This window comes from Neptuniibacter marinus (assembly GCF_965223595.1).
GTDB lineage: Bacteria > Pseudomonadota > Gammaproteobacteria > Pseudomonadales > Balneatricaceae > Neptuniibacter > Neptuniibacter marinus.
This window is the reverse complement of the sequence record NZ_OZ245004.1, coordinates 2747140-2769483: the sequence shown is the minus strand read 5'-3', so window position 1 is coordinate 2769483 and position 22344 is coordinate 2747140. Positions and strand designations below refer to the sequence as shown.

General features: G+C 42.5%; 21 protein-coding genes, 1 tRNA gene, 2 other RNA genes and 1 pseudogene. 16 read left to right on the top strand and 9 right to left on the bottom strand.

Annotated elements, in window-relative coordinates; genetic code table 11:
- Window positions 1-59 precede the first annotated feature (59 nt).
- The 5 genes from ftsA to ACOQOE_RS13100 all read left to right on the top strand — a co-directional run bounded on the left by ftsA (window position 60) and on the right by ACOQOE_RS13100 (window position 3340).
- Window positions 60-1301 carry a cell division protein FtsA gene (gene ftsA / locus ACOQOE_RS13120; protein ID WP_067863569.1) on the top strand — a complete coding sequence of 414 codons (1242 nt, stop codon included), beginning with the start codon at window positions 60-62 and terminating at the stop codon, window positions 1299-1301.
- 80 nt (window positions 1302-1381) lie between these two features.
- A complete protein-coding gene (gene ftsZ, locus ACOQOE_RS13115; protein ID WP_067863573.1) occupies window positions 1382-2602 on the top strand; it encodes a cell division protein FtsZ in 1221 nt (406 codons plus the stop codon).
- A gap of 326 nt (window positions 2603-2928) precedes the next feature.
- Window positions 2929-3016, top strand: a tRNA-Ser gene (locus tag ACOQOE_RS13110).
- 40 nt (window positions 3017-3056) lie between these two features.
- Window positions 3057-3178, top strand: a non-coding RNA gene (locus tag ACOQOE_RS13105) — RtT sRNA.
- 40 nt (window positions 3179-3218) lie between these two features.
- Window positions 3219-3340: non-coding RNA, RtT sRNA (locus tag ACOQOE_RS13100), on the top strand.
- Window positions 3341-3415: 75 nt separating this feature from the next.
- Here ACOQOE_RS13100 and ACOQOE_RS13095 read toward each other — a convergent pair.
- Window positions 3416-4006, bottom strand: a pseudogene (locus ACOQOE_RS13095) (2-hydroxychromene-2-carboxylate isomerase).
- A gap of 164 nt (window positions 4007-4170) precedes the next feature.
- On the opposite strand from ACOQOE_RS13095, the gene ACOQOE_RS13090 reads away from it, so the two are divergent.
- Window positions 4171-4920, top strand: coding sequence for an AraC family transcriptional regulator (locus tag ACOQOE_RS13090; RefSeq protein WP_067863591.1), 750 nt, complete (start codon window positions 4171-4173; stop codon window positions 4918-4920).
- Window positions 4921-5000: 80 nt separating this feature from the next.
- Window positions 5001-5876: an AEC family transporter gene (locus tag ACOQOE_RS13085; protein ID WP_067863594.1), complete on the top strand. Its 876-nt coding sequence runs from the start codon at window positions 5001-5003 to the stop codon at window positions 5874-5876.
- A 93-nt stretch (window positions 5877-5969) separates the two neighbouring features.
- Here the strand turns inward: ACOQOE_RS13085 and yghU are convergent, their stop codons facing one another.
- From yghU to ACOQOE_RS13055, 6 genes are all read right to left on the bottom strand, one after another.
- Window positions 5970-6836, bottom strand: coding sequence for a glutathione-dependent disulfide-bond oxidoreductase (yghU, locus tag ACOQOE_RS13080; protein WP_420554211.1), 867 nt, complete (start codon window positions 6834-6836; stop codon window positions 5970-5972).
- A gap of 40 nt (window positions 6837-6876) precedes the next feature.
- On the bottom strand, window positions 6877-7218 hold the full coding sequence (locus ACOQOE_RS13075; protein ID WP_420554210.1) for an HAD family hydrolase: 342 nt from the start codon (window positions 7216-7218) through the stop codon (window positions 6877-6879).
- A 32-nt stretch (window positions 7219-7250) separates the two neighbouring features.
- Complete coding sequence (locus tag ACOQOE_RS13070; RefSeq protein WP_420555454.1) at window positions 7251-8093, bottom strand: IS3 family transposase; 843 nt, start codon at window positions 8091-8093, stop codon at window positions 7251-7253.
- Entirely contained in the window at window positions 8093-8602 is a 510-nt protein-coding gene (locus tag ACOQOE_RS13065; protein WP_420554209.1) for a helix-turn-helix domain-containing protein, read from the bottom strand. Before ACOQOE_RS13065 ends, ACOQOE_RS13070 begins: the two co-directional genes overlap by 1 nt.
- Before the next feature lie 41 nt (window positions 8603-8643).
- Window positions 8644-8985: a hypothetical protein gene (locus ACOQOE_RS13060; RefSeq protein ID WP_420554208.1), complete on the bottom strand. Its 342-nt coding sequence runs from the start codon at window positions 8983-8985 to the stop codon at window positions 8644-8646.
- Window positions 8986-9067: 82 nt separating this feature from the next.
- The gene (locus tag ACOQOE_RS13055; RefSeq protein ID WP_067863603.1) at window positions 9068-9607 is read right to left on the bottom strand and encodes a carboxymuconolactone decarboxylase family protein; all 540 of its coding nucleotides are present in this window, start codon (window positions 9605-9607) and stop codon (window positions 9068-9070) included.
- A 158-nt stretch (window positions 9608-9765) separates the two neighbouring features.
- On the opposite strand from ACOQOE_RS13055, the gene ACOQOE_RS13050 reads away from it, so the two are divergent.
- The 3 genes from ACOQOE_RS13050 to ACOQOE_RS13040 all read left to right on the top strand — a co-directional run bounded on the left by ACOQOE_RS13050 (window position 9766) and on the right by ACOQOE_RS13040 (window position 13510).
- A complete protein-coding gene (locus ACOQOE_RS13050) occupies window positions 9766-10347 on the top strand; it encodes a TetR/AcrR family transcriptional regulator (protein ID WP_067863607.1) in 582 nt (193 codons plus the stop codon).
- A gap of 233 nt (window positions 10348-10580) precedes the next feature.
- Window positions 10581-11543, top strand: a complete 963-nt coding sequence (locus tag ACOQOE_RS13045) for an ABC transporter substrate-binding protein (RefSeq protein WP_420554207.1) — start codon at window positions 10581-10583, stop codon at window positions 11541-11543.
- The gene (locus tag ACOQOE_RS13040) at window positions 11540-13510 is read left to right on the top strand and encodes a diguanylate cyclase (RefSeq protein ID WP_420554206.1); all 1971 of its coding nucleotides are present in this window, start codon (window positions 11540-11542) and stop codon (window positions 13508-13510) included. The genes ACOQOE_RS13045 and ACOQOE_RS13040 overlap by 4 nt, the downstream gene beginning before the upstream one ends.
- Before the next feature lie 31 nt (window positions 13511-13541).
- On the opposite strand, the gene ACOQOE_RS13035 is transcribed toward ACOQOE_RS13040, so the two are convergent.
- Window positions 13542-14501 (bottom strand): ketopantoate reductase family protein, encoded by a 960-nt coding sequence (locus ACOQOE_RS13035; protein WP_420554205.1) that lies wholly within the window; start codon window positions 14499-14501, stop codon window positions 13542-13544.
- Between the two features lie 467 nt (window positions 14502-14968).
- Here ACOQOE_RS13035 and ACOQOE_RS13030 point away from each other — a divergent pair, with 467 nt between their 5' ends.
- The 6 genes from ACOQOE_RS13030 to ACOQOE_RS13005 all read left to right on the top strand — a co-directional run bounded on the left by ACOQOE_RS13030 (window position 14969) and on the right by ACOQOE_RS13005 (window position 21988).
- Window positions 14969-16321, top strand: coding sequence for a magnesium transporter (locus ACOQOE_RS13030; RefSeq protein WP_067863664.1), 1353 nt, complete (start codon window positions 14969-14971; stop codon window positions 16319-16321).
- Between the two features lie 11 nt (window positions 16322-16332).
- A complete protein-coding gene (locus ACOQOE_RS13025) occupies window positions 16333-17130 on the top strand; it encodes a hypothetical protein (RefSeq protein WP_067863667.1) in 798 nt (265 codons plus the stop codon).
- The gene (locus ACOQOE_RS13020) at window positions 17131-17970 is read left to right on the top strand and encodes a mechanosensitive ion channel family protein (RefSeq protein ID WP_420554204.1); all 840 of its coding nucleotides are present in this window, start codon (window positions 17131-17133) and stop codon (window positions 17968-17970) included.
- A gap of 35 nt (window positions 17971-18005) precedes the next feature.
- The gene (ptsP, locus tag ACOQOE_RS13015; protein ID WP_420554203.1) at window positions 18006-20237 is read left to right on the top strand and encodes a phosphoenolpyruvate--protein phosphotransferase; all 2232 of its coding nucleotides are present in this window, start codon (window positions 18006-18008) and stop codon (window positions 20235-20237) included.
- Between the two features lie 66 nt (window positions 20238-20303).
- Window positions 20304-20891, top strand: a complete 588-nt coding sequence (locus ACOQOE_RS13010) for a DNA-3-methyladenine glycosylase I (RefSeq protein WP_420554202.1) — start codon at window positions 20304-20306, stop codon at window positions 20889-20891.
- Between the two features lie 92 nt (window positions 20892-20983).
- On the top strand, window positions 20984-21988 hold the full coding sequence (locus ACOQOE_RS13005) for a class I SAM-dependent rRNA methyltransferase (RefSeq protein ID WP_420554201.1): 1005 nt from the start codon (window positions 20984-20986) through the stop codon (window positions 21986-21988).
- Here ACOQOE_RS13005 and ACOQOE_RS13000 read toward each other — a convergent pair.
- Window positions 21985-22311 carry an MGMT family protein gene (locus ACOQOE_RS13000; RefSeq protein ID WP_303415481.1) on the bottom strand — a complete coding sequence of 109 codons (327 nt, stop codon included), beginning with the start codon at window positions 22309-22311 and terminating at the stop codon, window positions 21985-21987. The two genes, ACOQOE_RS13005 and ACOQOE_RS13000, sit on opposite strands and share 4 nt — an antisense overlap.
- Window positions 22312-22344 lie beyond the last annotated feature (33 nt).

Below are 22344 nucleotides of genomic sequence, written 5' to 3'. Positions count from 1 at the left end.
TTTATTAATGGTAATAAGTGAAAATAAGGCAGCCTATAATTAATGTACGGCGTGTGAATATGGTAGCTAACTCAAATATGATTGTTGCACTCGATATTGGTACCTCCAAAGTGGTTTGTTTGGTCGGGGAAGTTAATGTCGACAGTACAATTGATATTGTTGGAATTGGATCCCATCCCTCTAAAGGTCTTAAAAAAGGGGTGGTGGTCAATATCGAGTCCACGGTGAGCTCTATTCAACGTGCGGTCGAAGAAGCTGAATTGATGGCCGGCTGTAAAATCCACTCTGTTGCTGTTGGAATTGCGGGTAATCATATTAGCAGTTTGAACTCACATGGCATTGTTGCTGTGCGAGATGGTGAAGTAACCGAGTTTGATCTAGAGCGGGTAATTGATGCTGCACGGGCTGTTGCTATTCCTGCCGATCAAAAAATTCTACATATCTTGCCACAAGAGTATGAGATTGATAGTTCAGAGGGTATTCGTGAGCCTTTAGGTATGTCCGGTGTACGTTTGGAAGCCAAAGTTCACTTAGTAACGGGTTCTGTCAATGCCGCTCAAAATATAGAGAAGTGCGTCCGCCGCTGTGGTCTTGAAGTGGACAATGTTGTTTTAGAACAGTTGGCATCTAGTTACTCTGTATTAACGGAAGACGAAAAAGAACTAGGTGTATGCATGGTAGATATTGGTGGCGGTACTTCTGATATCGCCATTTTTACGGGTGGTTCTATACGTCATACGGCAGTTATCCCGATTGCAGGGGATCAAGTCACTAATGATATTGCAATGGCGTTGCGCACGCCTATGCAGCATGCAGAAGATATAAAAATTAAGTACGCCTGTGCATTGGCTCAGTTAGCCGCACCGGATGAAATGATTAATGTTCCTGGTGTAGGTGATCGTCCGGCACGGACTTTATCTCGTCAATCACTAGCTGAAGTTGTAGAGCCTCGCTACGAAGAATTATTCAATATGATTCAAGCTGAGCTTCGACGCAGTGGTTTCGAAGAGTTAGTGGCTGCGGGCATTGTGTTGACGGGAGGCACATCCAAGATGGAGGGTGCCGTTGAATTGGCTGAAGAGATCTTCCATATGCCTGTTCGCTTAGCGTCTCCTCAAGGTACGCGAGGAATGGAAGATATTTTAGGTAATCCTGTTTATGCAACAAGTATGGGGTTACTGCAGTACGCCTGTGATGATCAAGGCGGAGAGTCTGGCGCTCAATTAGCTGAGGTAGAAGTGATTGAGCAGCAAGAGAATATGTTGAATAAAATGAAAACATGGTTTCAAGGTAACTTTTGAAGCCCTGTTTATTAAACGGATGAATCATTAAATAAACGCTAAGTAATTAAAATAAGCGTAAAAACTGGAAGGAGATCGGTATGTTTGAGTTAGCAGATAATATTCCTCAAAGCGCCGTAATTAAAGTAATTGGTATTGGTGGTGGCGGCGGTAACGCTGTACAGCACATGGTTAATTCTGAAGTTGATGGTGTTGAGTTCATCTGTGCAAACACGGATGCGCAAGCATTAGATAACATGCACTCGAAAACAGTTATTCAGATCGGTGGTGAGTTGACCAAAGGTTTGGGTGCGGGTGCAAACCCTGAAGTAGGTCGTCATGCAGCGATTGAAGATCGTGAACGTATCGGCGAAATGCTTGAAGGGGCCGATATGGTTTTTATCACTGCCGGTATGGGTGGCGGTACAGGTACAGGTGCTGCACCTATTATTGCTGAAGTGGCCAAAGAGATGGGAATCTTAACGGTCGCTGTTGTGACAAAACCGTTTTCTTTTGAAGGCCGTAAACGCCTTAAAATTGCTGATGAAGGGATTAATGAGCTTAAAGAGAATGTAGATTCTCTTATCATCATTCCAAATGAAAAATTACTGCCAGTGCTAGGTAAAAATACCAGTCTGCTTAATGCCTTCAATACATGTAATGATGTTTTGAAAGGTGCTGTACAAGGTATCGCTGATCTTATTATCCGCCCGGGTATGATTAACGTCGACTTTGCAGATGTCCGTACCGTTATGTCTGAAATGGGCATGGCGATGATGGGTAGCGGTAGTGGCCGTGGTGAAGAGCGTGCAACTGAAGCGACGGAAGCTGCGATCAAAAGTCCATTACTTGAAGATGTAGATCTGAAGGGGGCGAGTGGTATTTTGGTTAATATCACCGCGGGTCTTGATCTTAGTTTGGGCGAGTTCTCAGAAGTGGGTAATATTGTTGAAGAGTACGCTTCTGAGAACGCTACTATCGTTGTCGGTACAGTAATTGATCCAGAGTTGACTGATGAATTAACAGTCACTGTTGTTGCAACAGGTCTTGGACGTGCAGGCCAGCAACAGGTGGATGTGGTTAATACAGGTACAGGGCGCGTTTCAGCGGCAGCTGCTTCGGGCGCTGTTTCTGATTTTGATCAGCTGGAACTACCTGCGGTTATGCGTTCCGCACGCAAAGATAGCGCTCCAAGAGCGAAAGCAGAACCGATTGAAATACATAGAGAGATAGAACAGGAACAGCCTGTTCTGCAAAAGACAGGTACGGATGACATGGAGTTCTTAGATATTCCAGCATTCTTACGTCGTCAAGCGGACTAAGTTAATTAAGTCTACTTGATAGTTTTATACCTTCCAGGTATTACTTTGGCCCAGTTTTAAGCTGGGCTTTTTTTCTTCTCCTGTTAGTTAGCACTCCTCTTTTAATTTAATCCTCCAGTGACTTTAGAAAATATGATCGTTGCATCTAGGCATTAATCGATTTATTTTCTCTTTTCTTGCACCGTCTAATCCGTTTATTTTGCGACAAATACCTGAAGATAAAACGATCACTGAATTTTTCCGTTAAATACCTTGCGGATAGGGGAGTCTATGTTACAATTCGCGCCGCGTTGATGAGCAGCTTTATGCCGCACTCAATGCAGGATGGTCAGGTGTCCGAGTGGCCGAAGGAGCACGCCTGGAAAGCGTGTATACCGCAAGGTATCGAGGGTTCGAATCCCTCCCTGACCGCCATCTATTAAAACGAAAAAGCCTTGCTTAGCGCAGGGCTTTTTTGTGTCTTCGATTTAGAGGGATGAGAACCCGAAAAGAGGGTTTGAGCCGAGCGAAGCGAGACAACGTGGGAGCCTGCGAGCACGGCCCCGAAGGGGTGAAATAATCCCTCCCTGACCGCCATCTATTAAAACGAAAAAGCCTTGCTTAGCGCAGGGCTTTTTTGTGTCTTCGATTTAGAGGGATGAGAACCCGAAAAGAGGGTTTGAGCCGAGCGAAGCGAGACAACGTGGGAGCCTGCGAGCACGGCCCCGAAGGGGTGAAATAATCCCTCCCTGACCGCCATCTATTAAAACGAAAAAGCCTTGCTTAGCGCAGGGCTTTTTTGTGTCTAGCTCGTGGCGTTCGCTTTGGCTTCTCTTACTGTTTCAAAGTTTCTTCAAGTAGTTCTAGCCGATCTTGCCCCCAGAACTGTTCGCCATTAAGTAGATAAGAGGGTACGCCTAACGCACTGGCGTTAATGGCGTCATTGGTGTTGTTTGTGTAGATATTTTCAATAGCTTGAGATTGTGCGCTCGCGAGTAGTGCATCCGCATCAATAGTGTGTGCCTTGAGTATCTCTCTGAGGGTGCTTTCATCGGCAATGTCTTTTTCGTGTTCCCAGCAGGCGGCTAAAATCTGGCCAATGACTGCTCAGGCTTCTGCCCCTGAGGCTTGAAGCGCAATAATGCACTTGTCAGCTAAAACGGGGCTGGTTGGGAAAAAGCTTGGTTGCTTGTTGATCGGCAGGCCGCGTTTCTTCGCCCAACGACCAAGTTCAATTAAGCGGTAGTCTAGTCTGCTTTTTGGGCGTTGCGGTAAGGGCGTTGCGCCGGATTCAGCAAACACTTCACCTAGTTTGACGGGTTTAAAATTTACCTGTGCGCCAGCTTCTTTGGCTATCTGTAAAAAATGAGAATGACCTAGATAGGTAAAAGGTGAAATACTGGTGAAGTAGTAGTCGATTTCCATGCTGCAATATTCCTAAGGCTAAGTTGATTCGTGAGTCATATGGGTTATTCATCACAACTTCAGTGATTAGATTTATATGATAATGGATAAATTATCTTGAAAAGTCTCTTTTGTATGACTTATAGTCCGGTATTGTTTGGCTTTTAATAGGTATTAAGTCCTCAATGAGTAAACCGGATCGTCTTTCTGCATTGATATCTCGCTTTGATTTAAGGGCAGATATTGTTAACGATTTAAGCGCTGCCAATCTATTTCTATTCGGCTGTGTTGAAAGCGGGGAGATTAGGCGTATAGAGTTTTGGCCTCTCAAGTCAGAAGTGGTTCACTCGACTAGGGATGAGCTGATTGTTGCAGCGTCAATTGATATGGGGGGCGAGGCGAACCCTCTTGTGCAGGCTCTACCTAAGAAGATCGTTTTAGCTGTTGATCAAGCGCGTTCGATTCAAGACCTTAGTCAGCTAATATTGAGTGAGATTGTTGAGGCGCGTTGTGGCCGTGCAACGACTATCCGGCGTTTGTTTGAGGTCTTGGTCGTTATTTTATTAAGGCATGCGATTCAATCAGATATTGAGAAAACAGGGCTGATTGCTGGTTTGGCGGATGACCGGATTTGTAAGGCGATTGTGGCTATTCATGAGCGTCCTGAATTTGAATGGCATATCGAAGATCTTGCTGATATTGCTGGATTATCTAGAAGCCAATTTATGGAGTGTTTTAAAACCTGTGTTGGCCAGAATCCAGCTCAGTATCTTCGGGAGTGGCGCTTAGCTTTAGTGCGTAAAGACCTGGAAAGGGGAGAGCGTGTTAAGACGGTTGCTTCCCGTTATGGCTACAAAAGTCAGGAAGCGATTAGCCGAGCTTTTAGTAAACATTTTCACTGTACGCCCTCGCAATACCGCTTGCAGGCGCGTTGATTTTTAGTTGCGTTAAGGCTGTGCATATTATTCTTAACGCCTTAAATTTAATTTGTTAAAACGTCTTAGGTTATAGATTTATGTTTTCAGAAATTTTTTCCATTCTAGCGCCCGTCTTTGTCTGTGTAGCTATTGGCTATGGTTGGTCGAAGAGTGGTAAAGATTTTGATACCGGATTGGTGACATCTATAGTCACCTATTTTGGCACCCCTAGTTTAGTCTTTTATGCTTTAGCAACAGTGGAGTTGGAAATATCTCATTTATGGAAAATGGGCCTCTCTGCACTTATTGCCAACCTAGCTTTTGTTGTGATTGGGGGAGTTATTCTTACGCTTCTTAAACTGCCCCATCGTGCCTTTCTGCAAGCGTTGAGCTGGCCTAATGTTGGTAATGTCGGTCTACCTCTTTGTCTGTTAGCTTTTGGTGATGAAGGGCTAGCCCTAGCGATTGCTTTCTTTACGGTTTATGTAGTGTTGCAGTTAACGGTGGGGGTTGCGTTTGTCTCTGGAAAATTTACCTTAATGTCGTTGCTAAAAATGCCGATTATTCCAGCGACCTTGCTAGCCTCTTTGTTTCTCTTTACCGGTTTAACTGTACCTAAGTGGTTATTCAATACGACTAAGTTAATTGGTGATCTAACCATTCCTTTGATGTTGTTTACGCTGGGGGTTTCCCTTGCGAGCCTTAAAATTAGAGGGCTGAAAACTGCTTTCGGTTTGTCTTTTTTAAGATTAGGTATGGGGGTCGGTGTTGGACTAGGTATTGTCTGGGGTATGGGACTGAGTGGCGCCGCTGCGGGTGTTGTTATTCTACAGTGCTCTCTGCCTGCTGCTGTCTTTAGTTATCTGTTTGCGCAGCTCTATGATCAAAGGCCACAAGAGGTGGCTGGGTTGGTTATTGTATCGACTTTTATGGGCTTTGCCTCACTGCCAATGTTACTTTGGTATGTGCTGTAAAAATCCTCAACCTATATAGATAGAGGATTTAGTGGAGGTTTTGTGCCCCTCGGTGCCTGTGATGGGGCTGACTGCACCTTAACTATACCTGGACTACACCTTAGGTTTTAACTGTAGAATTTGGTCGATGTCAGAGGCGCTATGTCGATTAGCTAGATTTTCCCAAGGCTCTCCCCAGGTTCTATTGACGATTCGACCCCGTTGAACGGCCGGACGTTGTGAAACCTCTTCAGCCCAGCGTTTAACATGTTGGTAGCTATCTACCTCGAGAAATTCTCCCGCATCATATTGCTTGCCGAGTACAAGATTACCGTACCAAGGCCAAATGGCTATATCTGCAATGGTATAGCTGCCTCCCGCGATAAACTTGTTGTCCGCGAGTTGCTTGTCGAGCAGGTCGAGTTGGCGCTTAACTTCCATAGTGAAACGGTTGATAGGGTATTCAAACTTTTCTGGCGCATAAGCGTAAAAGTGACCGAATCCGCCGCCAAGGTAAGGGGCTGAACCTTGTAACCAGAAGAGCCAATTAAGTACTTCTGTGCGCTCTGTTACATTCTTGGATAGTAGCTTGCCAAATTTCTCTGCGAGGTATAACAGAATCGCTCCAGATTCGAATACTCTAGTGGAAGAGTTGCTTTCTGAGTGATCCATTAATGCAGGGACTTTTGAGTTAGGGTTTACGGCGACAAAGCCAGAGGAAAACTGATCCCCTTCACCAATATTGATTAGGTGAGCATCATATTCTGCGTCGGTGACGCCTAAAGCTAATAGCTCTTCAAGCATGATGGTCACTTTCTGGCCGTTGGGTGTTGCTATTGAGTAAAGCTGAAAAGGGTGCTCGCCTATGGGGAGTTCTGCAGAATGTGTAGCGCCAGATACAGGGCGATTGACTTTAGCCCAAGTTCCGCCGCTTTCTTCATCAAACTGCCAAACTTTTGGTGGCGTATATGTATTTGTCATATTAATTCTTCTGAGGAGTTATGAAGCATTATTTTTTAAATTAAGCGTCTATTTCTTCGCTTAACTCGACTAAGTTTTTGACGATTAGGTCAGGTTCAATATCCCAAGGGTCAAAGATCTCTCCTACGCCTCGTTTTATCCACGCGGCTTTTAAACCAGCGGCTTTCCCGCCAATCACATCCCAAGGATTGCTAGACACAATCCAACTATTTTCTGTGTTGGCTTGGGTACGTTTCATTAAATATTGATAGACCTGAGGATTCGGTTTATAGGTATTTAGGTCATCTACGCTGATAACATGGTCTAAAAGGGGTAATACGGCTGCATTGTTAAGCAGTTTGCGAACGGCGATTTCTGGGCCATTGGAAAAAGCAGATAACATGAAGTGACCCCATAAAGTTGGACACTTTTTTATTAGGCTGTTAATAAGGCCTGCTTGCGGTATTCAACCGGAGTCAGGCCTTTTAGTTTTACTTTAATACGTTTTGTATTGTAATACTCGATGTACTCGTCGATCTGATTTATCAGGTCGTCTGCATTCTTAAACTCTTGTTGATGATACATCTCTGTTTTGAGTACGGCGAAAAAGCTTTCGGCGGCCGCATTATCCAAACAGTTCCCTTTTCTTGACATACTCTGTGTAAGACCTCTCTCAGAAAGAATTTTCTGAGTCAGTGGATTTCGATACTGCCAACCCTGATCGCTGTGAAATATCGGACACTCACACTCTTTAAGCCCCTCAACGGCCTCCTCAAGCATATCTGTAACTAACGGTAAACGTGCAGACTTTGCTGTCCTATACGTCACTACTTCCCGATTAAACAGATCAATGATTGGAGACAGATAAATCTTTTGGCCTTTAACATTAAATTCTGTGACATCCGTTACCCATTTCTCATTAGGCTTCTGCGCATCAAAATTACGCTGCAGTACATGTGGTGCTCCTTTTCCTATATCGCCTTTATAGGACTGATAGCGCTTAGGACGAACGATCGACTTTAATTTCAGCGCCGTCATCAGACGCAGTACCGTCTTATGATTTAACCATATATCGAAAGCCCGTAATGCCAATAGAATCCGTCGGTAGCCATAACGTCCCTTGTGTTCATCAAAAATTTGACGAATCACTACTTTCTCTCGAGCGTAATTATCAGGCTTCTGCAGCGCCTGACACTGATAGTAAAAGACACTGCGTGATAACTCACACGCTTTCAAAAGAAGCGTCAGCTTAAATGTCGCCTTGAGTTCCTGAACGATTAACGCTTTCTCTTGGTTTGAGATTGTTTTTTCAGGTACAAGGCATCTAACTTTTTTAGAACAGCGTTCTCCGCTCTAAGGTATTCAAGCTCTTTTTGCATTTCCTCGGGCGTCATCTCACTAATTTTTGAGGACTGAGGGGGTGACGACTGTTGTGTCATAAACGTTTTTCCGCGTTTACTGGGTTCTAATCCCTTTATGCCTGAAGACCTATAGCGGCGCTGCCAAACATAGAGAGTACCAGGGGATACGAGATTGTAGTATGCGCTTGTATAACCTAAAGACCATTGTTCTGCCCACATTTTATTAAGCATGCGAAGTTTATCTTGTGCGCAATAAGGGGAGATGGGAGGTTGAAAAGCGGTCTCACCATGAAACCGGTAAACCTGAGTCCAGTAACGAATCAGAGAAGCGGGAACGTTTAGTTCAGCTCCCAATGATAGGGAAGATGTACCGTTAAGGTATTGTTTAGCTGCAGCAATTTTAAATGCTCTGCTGTACTTTGCCATAAAAACCCCCAGAGTTGGTTGTCCAACTATTGGGGGTCACTTCATAACAGGTGCTTTTTTTCCTGCAGGTTAATTAAGCCGGGAATAACATCATCAAAGGCTTTAAGGTTTGCAAACTCGCTTACTAAATGGCGTTGCTCGTCTTCAGTTAATTCGATATTAAAAGTGGCCATGCAGTAGCGTAATGCTTGTAACGTACAAACACTAAAGTCTTCGTACTGTTGCATTAAAGCACGACGGAAGGCGTACTCTACTTTTTTATCATGCCATAGCTGACCAAAGGCTTTTGCCTTAGTGCCAGTGAGTTGCTCTAAGTGTTGGCCCATATCAACAGGGTCAACAAGGGTTCCATAAACATCAAAACCGATTGATTGTTGTATCATGCCTGTCCCACCCTTTAAGAGCATTCTACAGACTGCTTTTGTGGAATACTCTGAATTAATCGACTAGGTTTATTAACTTGTTTTAAACAAAGGCTTTGAACATGTCGTCAACGGGCGTTTTAGCAATATGGTTTGTGTAATTACTGATAACTTTTTGTGATAAGCCGAGCAGAATGCCAAGGATGTGTTTTTGCTCATAACCTGCAGTATAGAATTTTTCTAGTTCTTCAGTCGTTAAGTGGCCGCGGTTACGTAGGATTGAAAGCGTTGTTTCATGGAGTACTTGCAGTTTATCTGTAGGCATTTTTGTCTGATTTCTTAATGCTTGATCTACCGCAGGATCAACTTTCATCATATCAGCAATCATGCTGTGGGCAGGAACACAATAGGCGCAATCATGTTCTACATTAATGGTTTGCCAAACGACAGTTAGTTCTGCTGCATCAAAAGCTGTTTGTTGAAATAGGTCATGTAAACGCTGGTAAGCTTCGAGTGTTGCTGGATCTTCACCAAGAACTGCATGTAAGTTGGGAATCATGCCAAAGTTTTTTAATGATGTTTCATAAAGAGTTTTGCTACCTTCAGGCGCGGATTCCATGGTGTGCAAAGTAAAGGTTTTCATATTTTCTCCAGAAAAAAGTTCCATTAAAAAATAGTGCGTAATTGCAGTTATTTTCTCGTGGTAAAGTTATTGAACGTTTGTTCATTTTTAGCTTAACTGGACTTGAATGAATGTTCAAGTTAAAATTTGAACAAATGTTCAACTGGTGATGAAAGACGATGGTTAATCAAATAAAGCATGATAGGGACGTGGTGATTCAGAAAGCTACTAATCTATTTTGGGAAAAAGGCTTTCATGCCACATCTATGCGGAATCTACAGGATCATATAGATATGCGACCTGGCAGTATCTATGCCGCTTTTGGTAGTAAAGAGGGTTTGTTTAAAGAGGCATTAAAGTGCTATACAGATGCTAATATTCGACATATGCAAAAGTGCCAAGAGCAAACCTCCTCACCATTAGAAGCACTTAAGTTGTTTATTAGATCGATTGTTAAGCGTCAGCAAGATAATGCACACAGTGAAGTGTGTATGTTGGTTAAAACTGTGTCAGAGCTTACTGAAGATAATGCTGAGCTTTTAGCTGAATCTAAGCGCCTGTTAAATATGATGGAGGATGGTCTGGAAGCTGTGCTTATTCGGGCTCAGGACGCAGGTGAGATTAGTTCCTCAAGCGATACTCGTCGTTTGGCGCAGTTTTTACAGATTCAATTAATAGGGTTTCGCGCCTATATACGGATAAATAAAGATAATCAGTGTATCGATCAGTTTATAGAAGATACCTTTCTGCGTTTGCATTGAATTCGGCCAGTATCTTAAGAGCTGGTTTTTTGTACAGAATTCAGCACATTAGCCTTATACCGGTTTCTTTAGTGGTTTTTGTAGCTCTTTTGCTTTTGGTAGTCGTAAATTTAGCCGTTTTTATAGGTTAATTTTATTTATGTGATGCGGGTCATGATTAAGTCTGACTTATGGCTGTTTTTTATGCGTCATTAATCTACACTTATATTGTTCTTTCTCGTTAAGTGATAAATATGAAAAAACGGAAGTTTCGACAGGGGCTATTTACGGCGTTTTTTATCTTTTTGCTCACATTACTTAATGGTTGTTCTAGTTCGAAAGATCCATTGGTTGTTGCTACTCATATTTGGCCCGGTTATACGTTTATGTATCTCGCTGATCAATTGGGCTGGGTGGATACTGCACAGATAAGCTTTCAAAATACTTATTCTGCCAGTGAATCACTGGAATTAATCAAAGAGGGTAAAGTCGAAGCTGCGACTTTAACTTTTGATGAAGTGATACGAGCTAGGTCAGAAGGGATAGAACTCACAGTTGTTGCTATCTTAGATATATCGGCTGGCGCGGATCAAGTTATTTCGCGTACAAGGTTATCTCAACTCTCTGATATAAAAGGCAAACGCATAGGTGTTGAAATCTCAGCTTTAGGTACGGTTGTATTAAGCCATCTATTAGATCAAGCCGGCCTCACTAAGGATGATATTACCGTTGTGGATATCACTATAGATGATCAAGAGACTGCTTGGCTTGACGGAAAAATTGATTGCGTTATCACTTACGAGCCTGTGGCCAGAAAGTTAATCATGGCGGGTGGGTATAAAGTTTTTGATAGTCGATCAATGCCGGAAATAATTTTAGATGTTTTGGCGGTAAAAACAGCAACTTTACATAAGCGTGAGCAAATTACTCATCTGATTGATGCGCATTTTAAGGCGCTGCGTCATTTTGATGTACAGCGAGAAGATGCTCTATACCGTATGGCCCCTCGTTTAGGAATGGAGCCGGATTTAATACCTTTTTTGTTTGAAGGCTTACTTCTACCCAACCGATCGAATAACCAGCGCTTAATGGTAGGGTCTCCTTCTAAAGTTGAGCGAGTGGGAAATAAAATAATAGAGGTTATGGCTCAATCAGGCTTGCTTAATGCGCCTGTTAATACTGATAACCTTGTTGACTCACGCTTTGTTAGCCCATGATGAATCGACTGTCGGGATTGTTAGTAGGTTTTTGTATAGCGCAGAGTTGCTATAGTTCTACGTTGTTTGCAATGATTCCTGAACAAATAACGATTGGGGTCTTGGCTGTTAGAGATAAATCGGTTGTGAAGCAACGCTGGGGAGCCTTGGCTGATCTACTGAATGAAAAGAGCGATAAGTATTCATTTACAGTGAAAGCTTATTATTTTGATGAGTTAGAACGCGCGGTAGCTAACCGGAGTGTGGCGTATATACTGGCAAATCCCAGTTTCTATTTATATTTACAGGAAGTTTATGGGCTCTCCTCTCCTATTTTGACTAGGGTAAATAAAACAGGTGAGCGGCTTCTTAAATCCTTTGGTGGCGTTATTTTCACTAAAGCGGGTAATTCTTCAATCACCAATTTAGAGAGTTTACAGAATAAAAAAGTGGCCATTGTTAGCACTTTTTCTTTGGGTGGGTATCAAATGCAAGCCTCTGTGTTGGATAATCAGCTCGAAGGTTTGCATAATAGCCTTGAACTTGTTGAATTAGGTATGCCCCATGATCAAGTTGTGAAAAAGGTTCTCTCGGGTGATGTAGATGCTGGGTTTGTTAGAACGGGGATTTTGGAACAGATGGTGGCCGAAGGTGAGTTGTCACTTGAGCAGGTTTATATTATTAACCAGCAATCTCTTACATCATTTCCTCTTATATCATCGACAACCCTTTACCCTGAATGGCCTTTTGCCGCTTTGCCCTACATCGATAAGAATATCACAAAATTTGTAGTCGCTGAGTTACTTAAATTAACACCCGCTGATCGTTCTTCTAGGGCAATGAAAATAGGCGGTTTCGATATTCCTGCCAATTATTCCAGTATCTCTCATTTACTACGTAGACAGCGCTTTCCTCCTTTTGAGCAAGACCTACCAATTTCACTCGTAGATATTTGGACGCAGTATAAATTGTCGATTGTTCTTGCGGTTGCATTACTCTTATCGTTAATAATCAGTTATCTCTTTTTATTAAGAAGTCACCGCAAACTATCTGATACACAAAATGAATTGTCTATCGAGCGAGGACGGTTAGAGGAGGTTATTTGGGCAACTCATATTGGTACTTGGGTTTGGGATTGCACCACTGAAAAGGTGCAATTAAATGAGCGTTGGGCAAGTATGCTTGGGTATAAGCTCTCAGAATTAATGCCGACCTCTTTTGAAACATGGCGTTCTTTAGTTCACCCTGATGATCTTGCTCAGGTCGAAGAGGCTTTGCAAAAGCATCTTTTGGGTTACTCTGCTCATTTTCAGTATGAATTAAGAATGAGGCATAAGAGTGGAAGATGGGTTTGGATCTTGACGCAAGGAACGGTTGTGGAACGAGATAGGCAGGGGAATCCCCGAAGGGTTTCGGGGTTTCATATGGATATTGACTCTCGTAAAAGTCGCGAAGTTGAGAAAGAGGCTTATAGTCAACGGTTAGAGGTTTTAGCAACGAAAGACAGTCTTACCTATTTATATAACCGGCGTAGCTTTTTAGAGTTTGGTTACACATTGTTTGAACAGGCGAAAGCAAACAACAAAGCATTAAGCTTTTTGATGATTGATGCGGATCACTTTAAGCGAATTAATGATCAATATGGACATTATTCGGGTGACCAAGTATTAAAAAGTATGGCCGCATTTCTAGAGAGAAATATACGCCAAGGAGATCTTTTAGCTCGTTTAGGTGGTGAAGAGTTTGGTGTCTTGATGCCGGAGACTGAAAGAAATACAGCCTTAATGATTGCGAACCGGATTTCAGAACTCGCAAAATTTGAAGTGGTTGCTGTAGAAACCGAGAAACTTCATTTTAGTTTAAGCATTGGTGTAGCCGAGTTAGATGATGATATTCAGACTTTGAGCCAATTGATGGCCGAGGCAGATAGGGCGTTGTACGAAGTGAAAGCATCAGGTCGCGGTTTTGCTAAAGCTCTTACAAAGTGACGCCTATCTATAATCTGTTTGGAGAGATACCTTAGTTGTTTTTTGCCCGAGCGAGCTTGTCGCATTTAATACGTAATAATGTATCAATGAGCTCAGTTGTCGTCGCAGGGGTTTTGAGTTTTAGGCAGCGCTCAATGACTGCGCCACTAATGGCATCCTGTTCTAAAGGCCTACCTTTTTCTAAATCGACCAGCATCGATGTTTTAATCGCATTAAAATTACTGATCAGTGTGAACATTTCATCCACATCTACTTTTGTTAGGGTCACATTGTCATAACTTGCTGCTTGAGCGGCTTCCTCCATCATTTTGTAAACGGTTCGGCCTAAATGAGGTTCTGATGTTATCTGTCGGGTATTTAATTCCGTTAGGGCAGATAACGGATTAACACCGTTGTTGATTAAGAGTTTTCGCCAGAGCTCGCGACGGATGTCATCACTGACTTGAATATCAATATTAGCCGCATTAAACATCTCATATAGTGTGTTTAATAAAGCTGTATCTGTCTGCTTTTGAGTGTTCGGCCATTGCCCGAATATAATTTGCGCAATACCGTCAGCCTCTACTGTTCCTGGTTGGGTAATATGTCCACCTATTCTAACGGCTAATCCCCCCAGCGTTCTTTTTTGGCCAATAACGGCGGCTATTTGCGCTTCATTATCTACACCGTTTTGTAGGGATAGAATAGGGCAGCTACCCTGTTTTAACCAAGAGGCCATTTCATCTATGACAGCTGCAGTAGCTGTGCTTTTAAGGCAGAGGATGATGAGGTCGAAGTCATTGCATTGATATTTATCAGACCACTCTGCCTGACTTAATGCGTTCACAGGGCCTTGGAAGTTGATGGATGAATGCTGTAGCCTCAGTCCTTTAGTTTGCATTGCTTCCAGGTGTTCGCTTCGTGCAATAAAAGTAACCTGATGACCGGCGTTAAGTAGCTTTACTCCGTAGTAGCAACCAATTCCGCCTGCGCCCCAAATTGCAACTTTCATGAACTATCCTTAAAAATATGACTTGTGTTCTATGGTTAATCTCACTACTTAGCACACTGCACTGTGCTTATATTCAAGTGGTGAGGCTCTCATTTTCTTTATTTTACCGTCTGTTTTTTGATGTAACAGAGATAGAAGCTAGATCGGCATTATCCTGTAGATGGAGGGTATGGGCTAGCTTGAATGTAAAATTAAATTGTAGAGTCCATTGGTAATATATGCACAGTTAAACGGCCCTTTTAACATAGTTAAAGAGGATAATGGGTAATTTTTCGGTTATAAATTGAGTCATGAAATGAAAGCGAGTAATGTCAATATTAGAGCCGTTAACCTGCTGTTTTCTGTTCGTTATTTATCAATTGATCCTTTAGATAGAGTTACTTTTTAGATCGTAGGATTGTTTGATGAACAACAAAGTGTGCATATATATGACTTCGTATCAATTATTTGATGTTTTAGGCTCTTGAATGAATGAAATAGAAAAAAAAGAAGATCTTGAAGGGTTTGTATCTCAACTTAATACTCCAGAAGAGAGCCCGTCCGTTGTTTTTGATAATGCGGTTGAACAGCTAGTACCCACTGAAATCAGTTTATTACTGGAATCGCTACCTATTGAAAGCCGTTGTGCACGTTGGCAACAAGTTCCCGATGAGCAAAAAACTTTAGTGCTCTTGGGGATGCGTTATCAGGCGCGGGATTCTATTCTATTAACACTAGATGAAAGCACTTTAGATCTTATTTTAAGGTCGTTAGATGCAGAGAGTCTGATTGAGTTATCAGATAACCTAACAGAAGAGCTGATTGAAAAAGCATTCGGTTATTTAGATTCCAAACAGAAAAGTTGGTATCAAGGTGCGGCGGAATTTGATGAAAAGCATATAGGTCGTTATGCCGATCATCATATAGTGACTATTCCGCCGAATGCAAAAACAAGAGATGCGATCAGAGCATTAAAGAGAGGAACGACGGAACTTTTTGATCAGGTCTTTGTAGTTGATAAGCAGGGGCTGTTTCTAGGGGTTATCCCTGTCTCTGTATTGCTTAAAGAGAAAGATCCAATACGGATGGTGCGAGGGATGATTGAAACAGTGTCGAGTCCCGTGCTTGGGAGTGATCCATTAATGACCGCAGCCGAAACTTTAGAGCATTCGGGCGAATATTCCTTACCCATTGTTGATAATGATGGGCGGCTTGTGGGGTGTATTACACAAGCTATAGCTTTGTGGATTACAAGGGAGCATTTCGAATCACAATTTATGGCCAAAGTTGGTCTTAATGAATCTGCTGATCTATTTGTTCCTGTTTTTAAAGGGGCACGGCAACGCGCTGTTTGGTTAGGATTAAACTTACTAACAGCATTTTTAGCATCGTGGACTATAGGTTTATTTGAAGCAGTACTGAGCCAAGTAGTGGCCTTAGCTGTATTGATGCCGGTTGTTGCGTCTATGGGAGGGATTGCCGGTAGTCAGACATTGACGCTTATTATTAGGGGGTTAGCGACTAAGCAGGTGACATTTAGAAATTCATGGTTATTGAGTAAGCAAGAGCTAGGTATCGCCTTGTTTAATGGAGTGGGTTGGGCGGTTGTTATTGGCTTGGTGACTTGGTATTGGTTTGATAGTGGCGTTATTGGCTTGGTTATAGGTATTGCTGTTATGGCAAATATTATGGTGGCGGCGCTATCGGGTGTTTATATTCCTTTGATTTTGGATAAATTAAAGTTTGATCCTGCGTTGTCGGGTGCTGTGGTGTTAACAACAGTGACTGATGTTGTAGGTTTTGTGACGTTCTTGGGGTTAGGAACGCTGTTGATTCTTTAGTTGGATAGATAATGCATATAATTGATCAGCCTGCTCAGCAAGAATTAAATCTAGAAGAAAAACAGTGGTATTCCATGGCGCTGGGTGATCTGACGCTCTTTTTTCAACAAAATGGCAATGAGCTTCTTACGGCAGTAAATTATCAAAGCCGAGATAAGCCAGCCTTACGTGAAGCCCTACGAAAAATAGACGACTTACCTCAAGGGGTTAAAGTCGGAGAACGTCTCTATAGTGGGCCAGAGGAGGAGTCTGTTTATATCGAGCTGCAACTAGCGGATAAACCTTATCAAGTGAATGCAGACACGCCCATTAAATTAGGCCCTAAAGGGCGGGTAGTGTTGTATGTTAGTACATCCTTGTGGGTACAGTTAAAAACGATAGATACGCAAAAAGTGATGACGGAATACCCTGCAGTTATACCGCGCATGAGTTGGGTCGGTAGCAGTTCCATAGAAGGTGCGTTGTGTTATAGCGCTAAAACGGCAGCACCGTCTGAATTAAGCCAAGTGAGCCGTAAAGAGCACCGTGCAATTACCGCGTTGGAAATTGTTAATGATAGTAGCCATTCCCCATTAACTATTCAGCGCTTGTCACTACCTTTGAATATGTTGAGTCTGTTTTATTCAGAATCCGCAGGGTTCTGGACTGAATCAATTAGATTCAGAATGGATGCTGAAACGGGTGAAACCGTTATCGTTACGTCACAAAAACCACCGGATGAACTGGGTGGATGTGAAAAAATATCCACGGCTAGAGATTCAAAACAATCCAGTAGGCTTCGTACAGCTATGAAGTTGATAATGGGATAAATGATGCCTGAATTTTTACAAAGCGTTGCCCTTGTGTCTTGGGTTAGGGCCGTACTGTTTATTGTTGTTGGTTTTATTATTGCCAAGCTAGCTTCACGTCTGTTTCGTAAGTTGAGCGATAATAAATTAAGTACCCACCACCAGCTATTGGGCAGTATGTTAATTTTTTATCTACTGTTTATGCTCTTTTTCCTATCAGGTTTAAAAGAGCTAGGCTTTAGCATGAGTGTGCTGCTAGGTGCCGCAGGGGTTTTATCTGTTGCTGTAGGTTTTGCGTCACAAACATCTGCGTCTAATTTAATTAGTGGCTTGTTTTTGATCGCGGAAAAACCTTTTGAAGTGGGCGATGTATTGACGTTGAATGAGTTTACAGGGGAAGTTATAGCCATTGACCTATTGTCTATAAAGCTTAGAACTTTTGATAATGTAATGATTCGTGTACCTAATGAAACATTAATTAAAACGACCTTTGTTAACCTTTCACGCTTTCCTATACGTCGTGTAGATCTTGTTATCGGTATTGCTTACAACGAAGATATAGAAGTTGCAAGAACTGTTTTACTTGAGGCTGCACTGCACCATCCTCGTGCATTGGTTAATCCAGAACCTTTCTGTATTGTAACTATGTTTAATACCTCATCAGTGGATTTGCAACTCTCAGTGTGGGTGGTACGGACCGAGCTAAAAGATGCGAAAAGTGAACTCCTAATTGCTTGTAAAAAGGCCTTAGATACGGCAGGTATTGAGATACCTTTCCCGCATACTAGTGTCTATGTGGGAGAGCATACTAAGCCATTGCCGATCCAGTTAGTGGAAGCAGCTAAAAAACATAAAGAATAAGATACCAAGTAATTAGCTAATTTAAGGGATATCAGATGGAAAATGTCGTATTCCAGATCTCCAAACTTATAAACCGGGTTAGTAATGAAGTCGACCCTGAAAAGCAGATCAAGCTGATTGTAGATTCTATTAGCGATCTCTTCTCTATCGATGTATGTAGTTTGTATCTGTTAAATGAAAAACGTGAACCGACGCTTTTTGCCACTCATGGTTTGAAAGCTGATCATCCTATCTCGCTTGGTGAGGGTAAAGGTCTGATTGGGCGAGTGATTACATCTAAACACTTAATTAACGTGGCCAATGCCTCTACAGAAAAAGGCTACGAATTTATACCGAGTACAGGCGAGCAAGCTTTTAAAAGTTACTGTGGCGTTCCTTTAGTAAGACAAGGTGAAAGTGTTGGTGGTTTAGTTGTACAAAACAGGCGAGCAGAAAAACTGTCTGAAGATTATGAAGCACTTTTAGTCACGCTTGCCGCTCACTTAGCGGCAATTGTGCCTAATGTCATGCGTTTAAAAAAAGGCAGGAAACAATTAAATTTCCGCATTGAGGGCGTGAAAGGGGCTCCAGGTATTGCTGTTGCTCCGGTGTATACACTTTCCTCAGCGAGTTTAGATCAGATTCAGGTGGGCCAGTGTGATAATGTCGAAGCGGAATTAGCACGCTGGAAATCGCTTAAAGAGGAGGTTGTTCTTAGCTTAAATGAAGAGAAAGCTCTGTTAGGTCAGAGCTTAGGTGATGGCAGTATTTCCGGTATTTTTGATGCTTATCAAATGCTACTGCTAGATCCCGCTTTAAATGTGCTGATTGAGTCTGAAGTAACGTCCGGTGCTAATATTTTAACGGCACTGAAGCGCGCTCTTTATTCCTATGCCGATTCATTTAGGGCTATGGAAGATTCTTATTTAGCCGCGAGGGCTGATGATCTCCTCCATTTAGGTAATAAAATCCTCAATATTTATAACGGCCCTGTTGATAGTCATGTAAAAGATTTACCGAAAACGCCTATTATTTTATTGGGTTCTGATATCGGTGTGACTGATGTAGCTATATTCCCTACCGGTATTGTTGCCGGTATTGTGTGCATGAACGGCTCCTATCTTTCACATACGGCTGTACTTGCTAATGCCTTAGGTATCCCTGCGGTGCTTGGGATTGGGCGAAATAATCATTTCGTTCAAGGGAAGCGAATTGTACTCGATGCGGATAATGCCTGCGTTATTCAAAATCCAAGTAAAGCTATCTGCAATGAGTATCGTAGAGCGGGTAAAAAGAACAGCAAAGAGGTTGAGCAACTCAAGCAGCTTAAAGATTTACCAGCGCAGACAGTCGATGGTGTGAAAATAAAGCTAATGGCTAACAGCGGCTTGGTTAATGATATTAAACCCAGTGTGACGAGCGGTGCCGAAGGCATAGGTTTATATCGTACTGAAATACCTTTTATGACGTGCCAAGCGTTTCCTACGGAAGATGAGCAGATACAAATATATTCCCAAATATTTGCCGCTTTTCCGTCAAAGCCTATCAATATGCGTGTCCTCGATATTGGTGGGGATAAACAATTGCCTTATTTCCCTATACAGGATGAAATGAACCCCGCCTTAGGTTGGCGCGGGATTCGGTTTGGTTTAGATAATGCTCATCTTTTACTGACTCAGATTCGCTCAATGCTTTTATCTGCGGGAACGGATGGGCAGTTAAATATATTGATACCTATGGTCTCTGCTAAAGAGCAAATTCAGTCCTTCAAAAAACTGGTTTGTAATGCTTTAGAGCAGCTGGAGGAGGAGGGGTTTAGCGTTAATCCACCCAAAGTCGGTTGTATGATTGAAGTGCCCGCGGCTATATCACAGATCCCTTTTTGGGCTGAAGAACTAGATTTTGTCTCAATTGGTTCCAATGATCTTAGTCAGTATCTACTCTCAGTGGACCGTAATAATGCGCGAGTGGCGAATCTTTATGATCCTCTACATCCAGCCGTTGTGCATGAGGTTAATCGTGCAGTTACAAATGCGAAAGCGGCTGGTTTACCGATCAGTTTATGTGGTGAACTTGCGTCTGAGCCATTTGCAGTTGTTTTATTGCTAGGGATGGGGCTCTCATCATTGAGTTTAGGGGCTGCCTACCTACCTAAAATTAAAAAATTGATTAGGATGATTGATAGTAAAGATGCCCAAGGAGTTTTACAGCAGGCGTTGACGTTACATACAACGAAAGAGATACGGGATTGTGTTAACGGCTATATGGAAACCATTGGTTGGTCGTGATGTGCACAGATGTATTTTAACCTGCGTAACAGCAAATGATGTGCAGTTTGGTTGAAGGGGTAGAGGGTGGACGTTTCACAAACGGATGGTAAAAAACGTTGCTTCGGTAACAAACCGAATCAAAGCTATTATGCCGATTATCATGATAATGAATGGTCAATTCCTGAGCGAAATGATCAAAAGTTATTTGAGATGCTGGTGTTAGAAGGGGCTCAAGCGGGACTGAGTTGGGATACGGTCTTAAAAAAGCGTGAGGGCTATCGTCAAGCATTTTATCAATTTGATGTGCACAAAGTAGCAGCGATGAGCGATGAGGAACTTGAAGCTTTACGCGAGAATGCAGCGATTATACGTAATAAACTTAAGATCTACTCTGCACGGAAAAACGCTATTGTTTTTATAGCGATTCAACAAGAGTTTGGCTCTTTTGCTGATTATCTTTGGGCTTATATTGATCATAAACCCATTATTAACCACTGGGTCACTTTCGAACAGGTGCCGGTTACCACTGAAATAAGTGATCTCATCTCAAAAGATTTAAAAAAGCGGGGTATGTCTTTTGTGGGGTCTACTATTATTTATGCCTATATGCAGGCTATTGGTATGGTGAATGACCATCTAACCGAGTGTTGGTGTTATAAGCGGGATCACTAATCCCTTTTCATGATTGGCGTATCTCTATCGTTTCTTAATCGCCTTTGACCACGTAGAATCGCAGCCCCTTTTACCTTCTTAGTGCAGATCAGATGACAGACTTAGTCCCCTTACTTCAGCAAGCTTATCAAAATCGAGCCTCTTTACTTGAAACGCTTCATGCAGAAGAGACAAACTGTTACCGGCTTTTTCATGGTACGAATGAGGGTATGGCGGGCTTAACAATTGATCGTTACGGACCTCAACTTCTGATCCAAAGCTTTCATGATTCTCTAAATGAAATGCAAGTTGCCGAGATAGAGGCATTTTACAGCATACTGTTTTCTACGGAAGAGATCATTTATAACGATCGTAGTGCAAGTAACTCGCGTCGGCAGGATGCTAATGATGAACGTAGCTTAACGCTAGTAGGGCAAGAGTTAGGGGTGAATTACCGAGTAAAAGGTAAGCATTCAGGTCAAGACCCTTTTCTCTTCCTTGATATGCGCGTAGGTCGGCGTTACATCAAGGCGCATGCTGCGAACAAAAGCGTACTTAACCTGTTTTCATATACCTGCGGTGTAGGACTTTGTGCGGCGATTTCGGGTGCTGAAACGGTTGTAAATGTAGATTTTGCAGAACGCAATTTGGCCATTGGCCAAGAAAACTCAGAGCTTAATAACTTAAACTCAGAACAGATCAAGTTTATTCAAAGCGATTTTTTTACTGCTGTGAAGCAGTTTGCTGGTATCCCCGTTAAACAGCGCATTCGTCGTGGACAAAAGCCGCGTACCTTCCCTCGTTTGGAGCAACAGCAGTTTGATATAGTCTATCTTGACCCACCAAGATGGGCGAAAAGTCATTTTGGTACAGTTGATCTTATTCGCGATTATCCGAGTGTGCTAAAGCCCTCTCTATTAGCGACAAAAGAGGGTGGGACTCTTATATGCACAAACAACGTGGCTAAAGTCCCAATGGATGAATGGCTTGATGTGGTAAAACGTTGTGCTGACAAAGCGGGTAGACCTATTCAGAATATAGAGCTTCTAACACCTGAGTCAGATTTCCCATCACCGGATGGTCAGTCGCCATTAAAGATAGCGGTGTTATATCTTTAGGGGCGCCATTGGTAACTTTTCAGTTTTATTTTACCATTGATAAAACTGATGCCTTCCTCTTCTAGTCGAAAGCGCTGGCGTTTATATGCTTCGCTTTCACTAGGGAAAGAGATCATCCCCTTTGCATTGATGACCCTATGCCAAGGCAGTTGAGTGTCTTTTGGTAGCTGGCTCAAGGTACGACCCACAGCTCTAGCCATACGCGGTAATCCCGCTAGTTCGGCAACTTGCCCATAGGTAGCGACATAGCCTTTAGGTATCATTGATACCGCTTGCCATATTCTCTCTTGATAGCTTGGTTCTGTATTTACTTCTGCGTTCATTTTTTGTTATCACCGCATAATATTTGGGATGAT